General features: G+C 54.7%; 10 protein-coding genes. 6 read left to right on the top strand and 4 right to left on the bottom strand.

The window, feature by feature from the left end; translation table 11 throughout:
- Positions 1–68 precede the first annotated feature (68 nt).
- The gene (locus OGV71_RS09200) at positions 69–1,049 is read left to right on the top strand and encodes an IS5-like element ISKpn26 family transposase (RefSeq protein ID WP_000019445.1); all 981 of its coding nucleotides are present in this window, start codon (positions 69–71) and stop codon (positions 1,047–1,049) included.
- 695 nt (positions 1,050–1,744) lie between these two features.
- Positions 1,745–2,719, top strand: coding sequence for a porphobilinogen synthase (hemB, locus tag OGV71_RS09195; protein WP_003021420.1), 975 nt, complete (start codon positions 1,745–1,747; stop codon positions 2,717–2,719).
- 59 nt (positions 2,720–2,778) lie between these two features.
- Here the strand turns inward: hemB and tauD are convergent, their stop codons facing one another.
- From tauD to tauA, 4 genes are read right to left on the bottom strand one after another with little or no spacing between them, the layout of a single operon-like run.
- Positions 2,779–3,627 carry a taurine dioxygenase gene (gene tauD / locus OGV71_RS09190; RefSeq protein ID WP_003021417.1) on the bottom strand — a complete coding sequence of 283 codons (849 nt, stop codon included), beginning with the start codon at positions 3,625–3,627 and terminating at the stop codon, positions 2,779–2,781.
- Positions 3,624–4,454 (bottom strand): taurine ABC transporter permease TauC, encoded by an 831-nt coding sequence (tauC, locus tag OGV71_RS09185; protein WP_204583997.1) that lies wholly within the window; start codon positions 4,452–4,454, stop codon positions 3,624–3,626. The genes tauD and tauC overlap by 4 nt, the downstream gene beginning before the upstream one ends.
- Positions 4,451–5,218 (bottom strand): taurine ABC transporter ATP-binding subunit, encoded by a 768-nt coding sequence (gene tauB / locus OGV71_RS09180; RefSeq protein WP_003838608.1) that lies wholly within the window; start codon positions 5,216–5,218, stop codon positions 4,451–4,453. The genes tauC and tauB overlap by 4 nt, the downstream gene beginning before the upstream one ends.
- A gap of 14 nt (positions 5,219–5,232) precedes the next feature.
- Complete coding sequence (gene tauA / locus OGV71_RS09175; RefSeq protein WP_204583999.1) at positions 5,233–6,195, bottom strand: taurine ABC transporter substrate-binding protein; 963 nt, start codon at positions 6,193–6,195, stop codon at positions 5,233–5,235.
- A gap of 336 nt (positions 6,196–6,531) precedes the next feature.
- On the opposite strand from tauA, the gene OGV71_RS09170 reads away from it, so the two are divergent.
- From OGV71_RS09170 to OGV71_RS09155, 4 genes are all read left to right on the top strand, one after another.
- A complete protein-coding gene (locus tag OGV71_RS09170) occupies positions 6,532–7,161 on the top strand; it encodes a response regulator transcription factor (protein WP_192469078.1) in 630 nt (209 codons plus the stop codon).
- Entirely contained in the window at positions 7,161–8,702 is a 1,542-nt protein-coding gene (locus tag OGV71_RS09165; protein ID WP_071696895.1) for an MASE1 domain-containing sensor histidine kinase, read from the top strand. The genes OGV71_RS09170 and OGV71_RS09165 overlap by 1 nt, the downstream gene beginning before the upstream one ends.
- Positions 8,703–8,787: 85 nt before the next feature.
- Positions 8,788–10,092, top strand: coding sequence for an MFS transporter family glucose-6-phosphate receptor UhpC (gene uhpC / locus OGV71_RS09160; RefSeq protein WP_003021400.1), 1,305 nt, complete (start codon positions 8,788–8,790; stop codon positions 10,090–10,092).
- Positions 10,089–11,120: an ABC transporter substrate-binding protein gene (locus tag OGV71_RS09155; RefSeq protein ID WP_003021397.1), complete on the top strand. Its 1,032-nt coding sequence runs from the start codon at positions 10,089–10,091 to the stop codon at positions 11,118–11,120. Before uhpC ends, OGV71_RS09155 begins: the two co-directional genes overlap by 4 nt.
- Positions 11,121–11,149 lie beyond the last annotated feature (29 nt).

Genomic DNA, 11,149 nt, shown 5'->3' with positions numbered 1-11,149 from the left:
GGAAGGTGCGAACAAGTTCCTGATATGAGATCATCATATTCATCCGGAGCGCATCCCAGAGGGACATCATGAGCCATCAACTCACCTTCGCCGATAGTGAATTCAGCACTAAGCGCCGTCAGACCCGAAAAGAGATTTTCCTCTCCCGCATGGAGCAGATTCTGCCATGGCAGAATATGACCGCTGTCATCGAGCCGTTTTATCCCAAGGCGGGCAATGGCCGACGGCCCTATCCGCTGGAGACCATGCTGCGTATTCACTGCATGCAGCATTGGTACAACCTGAGCGACGGTGCCATGGAAGATGCCCTGTACGAAATCGCCTCCATGCGCCTGTTTGCCCGATTATCCCTGGATAGCGCCCTGCCGGATCGCACCACCATCATGAATTTCCGCCACCTGCTCGAGCAGCATCAACTGGCCCGTCAATTGTTCAAGACCATCAATCGCTGGCTGGCCGAAGCAGGCGTCATGATGACCCAAGGCACTTTGGTGGATGCCACCATCATTGAGGCACCCAGCTCTACCAAGAACAAAGAGCAGCAACGCGATCCGGAGATGCATCAGACCAAGAAAGGCAATCAGTGGCACTTTGGCATGAAGGCCCACATTGGTGTCGATGCCAAGAGTGGCCTGACCCACAGCCTAGTCACCACCGCGGCCAACGAGCATGACCTCAATCAGCTGGGTAATCTGCTTCATGGAGAGGAGCAATTTGTCTCAGCCGATGCCGGCTACCAAGGAGCGCCACAGCGCGAGGAGCTGGCCGAGGTGGATGTGGACTGGCTGATCGCCGAGCGTCCCGGCAAGGTAAAAACCTTGAAGCAGCATCCGCGCAAGAACAAAACGGCCATCAACATCGAATACATGAAAGCCAGCATCCGTGCCAGGGTGGAGCACCCGTTTCGCATCATCAAGCGGCAGTTCGGCTTCGTGAAAGCCAGATACAAGGGGCTGCTGAAAAACGATAACCAACTGGCGATGTTATTCACCCTGGCCAACCTGTTTCGGGTGGACCAAATGATACGTCAGTGGGAGAGATCTCAGTAAAAACCGGAAATAACGCCAGAAATGGTGGAAAAAATAGCCTAAATAGGCTGATTCGATGTGTTTGCGGGAAAAAAATCGGCCCAGATCCGCGAAATTTTAATCAGCGAGTCAGCTTGGGAAGAAATGACCTGCTTATTCGCACCTTCCCTAATTGTGATACTACAAGTTTCTTTTTCCAAATGTGCATTTGTCATCCCTCCTCAGGGACGTAATATAGTTGATCCATCAATTATCAATGCAAAGTAAACATTTTATGTTTCGCAGGGACGATTATGCGGTTTCATTAAGGAAAGGTTCAATTATTCTTTGCCCGTTGTCCGAAACCGGACAACGTAATAAATTCAAGCTACGCCATTTTAGAAATATAAAAACCAATAGTTTCAATCAATTAAAAGAGAACCAACATTCAAAGCATACAATTCACTAATGAATCAGAACGCAAACAAATAAATAGACAATAAATAAACACAATCTATACGCCACGCTATAAAAGCAAACGCATAGATATTTAAAATAATAAAAAAACAATAAACAAAATAATGAATATGAATAAATTGCTATGCTTGTGAATAAATTGCGCTAATGATTCATCCCTTCGTTACAGGAAATCCAGATATAACGCCAACTTTCGTAAACCACACGCCCTCAGGTTCGGGTATACTACGGCCTTCGATTCCACAAACATCAGGCATACCATGACAGACCTAATCCAACGCCCTCGCCGCCTGCGCAAATCTCCCGCGCTGCGCGCTATGTTTGAAGAGACAACACTCAGCTTAAATGACCTGGTGTTGCCGATCTTTGTTGAAGAAGAACTCGACGATTACAAAGCTATCGACGCCATGCCAGGCGTGATGCGTATTCCAGAGAAGCACCTGGCGCGCGAAATTGAACGCATTGCTAATGCTGGCATCCGCTCGGTGATGACTTTCGGCATTTCCCACCATACGGATGACACCGGTAGCGATGCCTGGAAAGAAGACGGCCTGGTGGCGCGCATGTCGCGTATCTGCAAACAGACCGTGCCGGAAATGATCGTCATGTCCGACACCTGCTTCTGCGAATACACCTCACACGGCCACTGCGGCGTGTTATGCGATCACGGCGTGGATAACGATTTAACCCTTACCAACCTCGGCAAGCAAGCGGTGGTTGCCGCCGCAGCGGGTGCGGACTTCATCGCGCCTTCCGCCGCAATGGATGGTCAGGTACAGGCGATTCGCCAGGCGCTGGACGCCGCGGGCTTCACCGATACCGCTATCATGTCCTACTCCACTAAGTTTGCCTCATCTTTTTACGGCCCATTCCGTGAAGCCGCGGGCACCGCGCTGAAAGGCGATCGTAAAACCTATCAGATGAACCCGATGAACCGTCGGGAAGCGATTCGCGAATCGCTGCTGGATGAAGCCCAGGGCGCAGACTGCCTGATGGTCAAACCGGCTGGCGCGTACCTCGATATTCTGCGCGATATCCGCGAACGCACCGAGCTGCCGATTGGCGCTTATCAGGTCAGCGGTGAATACGCGATGATCAAATTCGCGGCGCTGGCGGGGGCTATAGATGAAGAGAAAGTGGTGCTGGAAAGCTTAGGGTCGATCAAACGCGCTGGCGCGGATCTGATCTTCAGCTACTTCGCACTGGATCTGGCTGAGAAAAAAATTCTGCGTTAATAACGCCTAACCGGGCCTACAGGTCGTAGGCCCGGCAAGTGAAGCGTCTCCGGTAATCATCACGCCCGATAAAATGGCTTATCTCCCAGAATCGTTGCCCGATGCATAATGCGCCGCTGCGGCAGATAATCCGCATTCGCATAATGCTGCGTCACGCGATTATCCCAAATCGCCACATCGTTGGGCTGCCAGCGCCAGCGCACCTGAAACTCCGGTTTGGTGATATGCGCGAACAAAAAGCTCAGTAACGCCTCGCTCTCTTTTTCCGTGACATCGACAATTCGTGTGGTAAATCCTTCATTCACGAACAGCGCCTGCTTCCCGCTCACCGGATGCGTGCGCACCACTGGATGCAGCAACGGTGGATGTTTAGCGACGGCCTCCAGCCAGCGCAGGTGCTCCTCTGGGGTCTTGCGATATTTATATTCCTGAAATGATTTACGGAAATCATGCTCTGCCCGCAGGCCACTCAGCAATTGACGGAACGGCTCAGACAATGCTTCATAAGCGGCAATCCCACTAGTCCACAAGGTGTCGCCCCCGGTTGATGGCAGCTCTTTCGCCGCTAAAATCGCCCCGGCAGGCGGCGTGTCGATAAAGGTGACATCGGTGTGCCAGTTGTCGTTATCCGGCGGATTATCGTTATGGGTATCCAGCACGATAATTTCTTCTACTCCTTCGGCATGCGGATAGACCGGGTGAATATGCAGATCGCCAAAACGCAGCGCCAGCGCCCGCTGTTGTTGCGGCGTAATCACCTGCTCGCGCAGAAACACCACCTGGTGGCGCAATACCGCGTGATAAAGCTGTTCAAACTGATTATCGCTCAGCGGACGCGCCAAATCCGCACCGGAAATCTGTGCGCCAATATACGGCCCCAGCGGGGTTATGCTCAGACGTTCACTCATTGTACTTCTCCATGCCAGGGCGTCAGGCGGCGCTGAAGCGCGCGCAGACCCAGTTCTAAAATAAACGCGATAACGGCAATCACCGCGATCCCCGCCAGCACCACATCCGTTGCCAGAAACTCACCGGCAGACTGGACCATAAATCCTAAGCCTCGCGTGGCGGCAATCAGCTCTGCCGCCACCAGCGTCGACCAGCCCACCCCAAGTCCGATACGTAATCCGGTGAGGATCTCAGGTAATGCCCCCGGCAAAATAACAAACCACAGCACCTGCGCACGGCTGGCTCCCAGCGATTGCGCGGCGCGCACTCTCACCTGCTGCGCACTTTTCACTCCCGCCAGCGCCGACATCGCTACAGGGGCAAAAATCGCCAGATAGATAAGCAAGATCTTGGAGGTTTCACCGATGCCAAACCAAATGACCATCAGCGGTAGATAGGCCAGGGGCGGAATCGGACGATACAGCTCAATGATCGGATCGAGAATGCCGCGCATCGTCGGACTCAGCCCCATAGCGATTCCAACCGGAACGCCCAGCAGCACCGCCGCCAGCAGCGCGATAACAATACGTGTCAGACTCGCCGCCAGATGCTGCCACAGGGTGGCATCCATAAATCCCTGCGGACCGGCAATAACGATCAGCTTTTGTAAAACCTGTCCCGGTGGCGGTAAAAACAGCGGACTGATTAACTGCAGCGCCGCCACCGTCCACCACAACGCCAAAATGACGGCCAACGTACCAAGGCTTAAGGTAATCTGCCGCGAGAACGGCCAGCGCCAGTTGAGCGCGCGCTGGCGACGGGGTTTATCATTAATCACCACGCTCATGAAAATGCCTCCCGTTGTTCAAAGACTCGACCTAACACGTACTCGCGCATGGCGATAAACTGCGGATCGGACTTAATGCTGCGACTCGACTCTCCAGCCACAAAGCGACGGGCGAAATTCAGCGGCAGACGCTCCAGTACCCGGCCTGGGCCTGGCGACAGCAATACCAGCTCTGTCGCCATAAACACTGCTTCTTCAATATCGTGCGTAATCAACAGCACCTGTTTGCCAGTCTCATGCCACAGCTTCAGCAGCAGGGTTTGCATCTGCTCACGAGTAAAGGCGTCGAGCGCGCCAAAAGGTTCATCCAGCAACAACAACTGAGGATTGGCCGCCAGCGCCCGCGCAATGCCGACGCGCTGCCGCTGTCCGCCGGAAAGCTGCCAGATAAAGCGTTTGCCCGCGTCCTCCAGCCCGACTTTCTGCAACATCTCCAGGGCAATACGCTGACGCTGTGGTTTATCCACCCCCGCCAGCTGCAGACCAAAAGCCACGTTGTCCTGCACATTACGCCAGGGCAGCAGACCTTCATTCTGGAATACGACCCCGCGATCTGCCCCCGGACCGTCAACCCTGTTTCCCGCCAGCGTGATGCTGCCATGCTGATACGGCACAAATCCGGCAATCAGATTTAACAATGTGGTTTTCCCGCAACCAGAAGGTCCGAGTACCACCAGCAGCTCACCGCTATCGAGCGTCAGGTTGATATCCTCCAGCGCCGGTTTTCCACCGTAGCTGGCGGCAAGATGAGAGATTTGCAGCATCAGCGCCTCCTTATTTATGGCACGAAGCGATCGGTCACGTACTGGCTGTAATCCGTCGCGACAGCGGGGACTTTGCCCTGCTCTTTGAGGAACTGCGCGGTGTCGATAATGGCTTTGTTCACCGGTCCGGTCAGTTCGGCAGTCTGCTGTTGCGGCGTCAGGTAAGTGTTACCTTTCACCAGTCCCGGCACATCCGCTTCCGGCACGCCGCTTAAACGCGACAATTTGCTGATATTCTCCGGCTGCTTCAGCCACTCATCGGGATTAGCGATATAAGGTTGCTGCGCATCGATAGCGCTTTTGGCAAAGGCTTTCACCACCTCAGGATGCTTCTCGGCAAAATCTTTGCGTACCACCCACACGTCCAGCGTCGGTGCGCCCCACTCACCAACCTGCGATGAGTCGGTTAACACCTTGCCGTCTTTTTCCAGCGCATTGACCGCAGGAGCCCAGACGTACGCGCCGTCAATATCCCCGCGCTGCCATGCGGCAATAATCGCAGGTGGTTGCAGGTTCACAATCTCCACCTGACCGGGTTTAATCCCCCAGTGTTTCAACGCCGCCAGCAGGCTGTAATGGGTGGTGGAGATAAACGGCACCGCAATGCGTTTGCCAATCAAATCTTCCGGTTTACTGATGTTTTTCTTCACCACTAGTGCCTCGGAGTTACCAAGCTTTGACGCCAGCAGAAAAACTTCAATGGGTACTTGCTGACTGGCGGCGACCGCCAGCGGGCTGGAGCCAAGATTACCGATCTGCACGTCGCCGGAGGCTAGCGCCCGGACGATGCTCGCGCCGCTGTCGAATTTGCGCCAGTCAACGGTAGCGCCGCTCTCTTTGGCAAAAGTATTATCCGCCTGCGCCACTTTGGCGGGTTCGGCGGAGGTCTGATAAGCGACGGTGACGTTCACCGCCTGCGCCTGAAATGCGATGAATGCCAGTGCACCGAGAAGTGCGTTACGCGATGAAATAGCCATGATTGTCTGCTCCCCCTGTCTTGTTATGGAGGCAGTATTTCGTTGCGGCACAATTTGATAAAGGAATTAAAAATTCTGGCTAAGAACAAAGCGTTTTTAGAAAAAAAGCGGCAATAGTTAGCGATTTCGCTCATTACAGATGGAATTCGTAGGCCTGATAAGCGCAGCGCCATCAAGCACTGTTGCCGGATGGCGGCGCAAGCGCCTTATCCGGCCTACAACACCCGGCAAATTATTGCGATTTTGTTACATTCGTTACATAACTACACCTGGATGATTGCCAGCGCGGCGCTGACCGGCATCATAGACGCCATTATCAGGCAAGAGAGCAATATCATGATTCATGTTGTGCTGGTGGATGACCATGTGGTGGTGCGTTCCGGCTTTGCGCAATTACTCAGTCTCGAAGACGATCTCAACGTTACCGGTCAGTACAGCAGCGCAGCGGAGGCCTGGCCTGCTCTTCTGCATGATGACGTCAACGTTGCGGTGATGGATATCGCCATGCCGGATGAAAATGGTCTGAGCCTGTTAAAACGACTGCGGGCACAGAAGCCCGGTTTTCGCGCCATCATTCTCAGCATCTATGACTCACCCACGTTTGTGCAAAGTGCGCTGGATGCCGGCGCCAGTGGCTACCTGACCAAACGCTGCGGACCAGAGGAGCTGGTGCGGGCGGTACGATCGGTCGGTATGGGCGGGCATTACCTGTGCGCCGATGCGCTGCGGGCGCTACGCGGCGGCGAACAGCCCGCGCAGGTACTGGAAGTACTGACCCCACGCGAGCGCGAAGTGTTTGAGCTGTTGGTCAAAGGCGACAGCGTAAAAGAGATCGCCTTCAAGCTCGACCTCAGCCACAAGACGGTACACGTTCATCGGGCGAACGTGCTGGGCAAACTGCAATGCCACAGCACCATCGATCTGGTGCATTTTGCCCTCGACCACCAGCTATTAACGGGGCATTAATGTCGCGTAGCCTTCGGCATTGGGTTATTTCTCTGTTTATTCTGCTGGCCTGGGGATCGGGCTGGTTGATGCTGTGGACGCTGGGGTTTTACCTGACCCACAACGGCCAGCAGGCGGCGCTGTTCCTGCCGCACGGCGTCTATCTCGCGCTGCTCATCCTGCTTTCTCGCCGTTACTGGCCCGCGCTGGTACTGCCGCCGGTGCTGATGTTGTTCTGGCTGCACAGTGAGCAATTATTGAATGGCTATATCCTGCTGGCCGCGCCGTTTATTAGCCTGATTCCGGCAAGCATCGGTCAGTCATACTGGCACCGTTTCCCCCTTTACTGGCAGCGCTTAACGCTGCTGCTGGCCGCGGTGACGATCACCTCATTGCTCAATACTGCCCTGCTTTCACCGTTTATCCAAAGTCCGGCAACGTTAATTGGCCTGGCGTCGTTTACCGGCGGCGTGCTGCTGACGCCGTTTGTCTATCTGATCTATGAATTTTTGCGCCAGCAGCACCGCTATCATTTGCTCGGGCTGGATACCACCAATCCCCCGCTGCGCACCTCGCTTATCATCTGGTGCAGCCTGTTTTTTATTATTGGCATCGGCACCCAGATGGTGTTGTCGCCGGAGATCGAGCGCCTGTTGCTGATCGTGGTGTTCTTACCGAACGTGGTGATGGCGTGGAAATTTGGCTGGCAGGGCGGCGTGTTGTCCGGATTGCTCGGCAGTATGATGATCACCATCGCCCGGCAAATCGGCGTCGGGTTCAGTAATTTACTGGAGCTGGAGATTTTCCTCGCCACCCAGGCGCTGCTCGGCATAGGGCTGGGGATCGCCATCAGCCGCCAGCAGCATCTGGCGCAAAACCTGCACCATTATCGCCAGCGTCTGGAAACTGAACTGGCGGCGCGTCGCGCGCTGACCGAACAGCTGATCCGCACCGAAGAAAACACGCGCAAAAGCCTGGCGCGGGAACTGCACGACGAAATTGGTCAGAACATCACCGCCATTCAAATTCAATCACAACTGGTCAAACGCGCACCGGGTCGCGAGCAAACGCTTGAAGCGGCAAATCAGATCAACGACCTGGCCCGGCGTATTCACCACTCCACCCGCCAGCTGCTGCGCCAGCTGCGTCCACCCGCGCTCGATGAACTGTCTTTTAAAGATGCACTACATCATCTGGTGAATGAATTTGCTTTTGCTGAACGGGGCATTCGCTGTCGCTTTGATTATCAGCTAGAGAATACGCCAGAAAACGAAACGGTGCGCTTCACGCTGTATCGCCTGTTGCAGGAGTTACTCAATAACGTCTGTAAACATGCCGATGCCAGCGATGTGTCGATTACGCTGCGCCAGCAGGAACATAGCTTGTTTCTGGACGTCGCTGACAATGGCGTGGGTATTCTGCCAGAAAAAATTCCCGGTTTCGGTATCCAGGGAATGCGTGAGCGGGTCAGCGCCCTTGGCGGTGAACTGACGCTCGAATCAAGCAACGGCACACGGGTAATTGTTAACCTGCCCACAAATTTGCAACAAATCAGCCGCTAACCAGGAAAAAGTCTTAGCCACTCTGGACTTTCTCTCATCCTCTTTTGCTTTCACTTTCCTATAGTCAGCACAAACGGAGACTGCCATGCATACACGCTCAGCCAGCGAAACAGATCAACAATACCGGGCGCTACGCCCCCGACTGCTGATGTGTATGGTCATTGGCTATGCCGCGTTTTATCTGACGCGCAAAAGCGTTAACTACGTCCTCCCGGCGCTACAAACGGACCTCGGTCTGGATAAAGGCGATATCGGCCTGCTGGGGTCGCTGTTTTACCTGACCTATGGCCTGTCGAAATTTACCGCAGGACTGTGGCACGACAGCCACGGACAACGCGCATTTATGGGCATTGGCCTTTTCGCCACCGGTGTTTTGAATGTGCTGTTCGCCTTTGGTGAATCGCTGACGCTGCTGCTGGTGGTCTGGACGCTGAACGGGTTTTTCCAGGGTTGGGGCTGGCCGCCCTGCGCCCGACTACTGACCCACTGGTACTCGCGCAACGAACGCGGATTCTGGTGGGGCTGCTGGAATATGTCGATCAACATTGGTGGGGCAGTTATCCCGCTGATTAGCGCCTTTGCCGCCCACTGGTGGGGCTGGCAGGCAGCGATGCTGGCACCGGGGATTATCAGCATGGCGTTAGGCATTTGGCTCACTCTGCAACTGAAAGGCACGCCCCGGGAAGAGGGATTACCGACGGTTGGGGAATGGCGGCATGACCCGCTGGAGCTGCGTCAGGAACAGCAAAGTCCGCCGATGGGGCTGTGGCAAATGTTACGTACCACCATGCTGAAAAACCCGATGATCTGGCTGCTCGGCGTGTCGTATGTATTGGTCTATTTGATCCGCATTGCGCTCAACGACTGGGGCAACATCTGGCTGACGGAAAGCCACGGCGTGAATCTGCTCAGCGCCAATGCCACGGTGATGCTGTTTGAAGTTGGCGGTTTGCTGGGGGCGCTGTTTGCCGGATGGGGATCGGATCTGCTGTTCAGCGGTCAGCGTGCGCCGATGATTTTGCTGTTCACGCTGGGGCTGATGGTCTCCGTCGCCGCGCTGTGGCTGGCGCCGGTGCACCACTACGCGCTACTGGCAATGTGTTTCTTTACGGTGGGCTTTTTTGTGTTTGGCCCACAGATGCTGATTGGCCTCGCGGCAGTGGAGTGCGGACACAAAGCGGCAGCAGGTTCAATTACCGGTTTTCTCGGGCTGTTCGCCTATCTGGGGGCCGCGCTGGCGGGTTGGCCGCTGTCGCTGGTCATAGAACACTACGGCTGGTCGGGAATGTTCAGTTTGCTCTCGGTCGCCGCTGTCTTTATGGGTTTATTGCTGATGCCACTGCTCATTGCAGGCATTACCCCTTCTCTCAGTCAAAGGATAAAACAATGAAACTGACGCTTACCTCTACACTAATTGCCTCCGCTCTGACGCTGGCAGCCTTCAGCAATGCAGCTCAGGCGCAGGGCCGTCTGGTGGTGTATTGCAGCGCCACTAACGAGATGTGCGAAACCGAAACCAAAGCCTTCGGTGAAAAATATGATGTGAAAACCTCATTCATTCGCAACGGCTCGGGCAGTACGCTGGCGAAAGTGGATGCCGAGAAGAAAAATCCGCAGGCGGATGTCTGGTACGGCGGTACGCTGGATCCGCAGTCCCAGGCCGGGGAAATGGGCCTGCTGCAGCCGTATAAATCACCCAATCTCGAACAAATCATGGAGAAATTCCGCGATCCCGCGAAGGTGAAAGGCAACCTGTCCTCGGCGGTTTACGTCGGTATTCTGGGCTTTGGCGTCAATACCCAGCGCCTGAAAGAGAAAAACCTGCCGGTGCCAAAATGCTGGAAGGATCTGACCAAACCGGAATACAAAGGTGAAATCCAGATTGCTGACCCGCAAAGCTCCGGTACCGCCTATACCGCGCTGGCGACTTTTGCCCAGTTGTGGGGTGAAGATCAGGCCTTTGACTACCTGAAACAGCTCAACGCCAACGTCTCTCAATACACTAAATCAGGCATTGCCCCAGCGCGTAACGCCGCTCGTGGCGAAACGGCGATTGGCATTGGCTTCCTGCACGACTACTCGCTGGAAAAAGAACAGGGCGCACCGCTGGAGCTAATTTCACCGTGCGAAGGTACTGGCTATGAGATCGGCGGCGTTAGCATTCTGAAAGGCGCGCGCAACCTCGATAACGCCAAACTGTTCGTTGACTGGGTACTGTCAAAAGATGCCCAGGAACTGGCGTGGAAGAAAGGTAAGTCCTATCAGATCCTGACCAACACCACCGCCGAGACGTCTCCTAACTCGCTGAAGCTCGACGACCTGAAACTTATCAATTACGACATGGATAAGTACGGCTCGACCGACGTGCGTAAAGCGTTGATCAATAAGTGGGTCAGCGAAGTGAAGATGGGTAAATAAGCCTACATCGGCGATCATTTGCCGGGTGC

This window comes from Citrobacter sp. Cf088 (assembly GCF_030334295.1).
Taxonomy (GTDB): Bacteria; Pseudomonadota; Gammaproteobacteria; order Enterobacterales; family Enterobacteriaceae; genus Citrobacter; species Citrobacter freundii.
The sequence above is the reverse complement of the archived record's forward strand: the minus strand, read 5'-3'. Positions and strand labels throughout refer to the sequence as shown.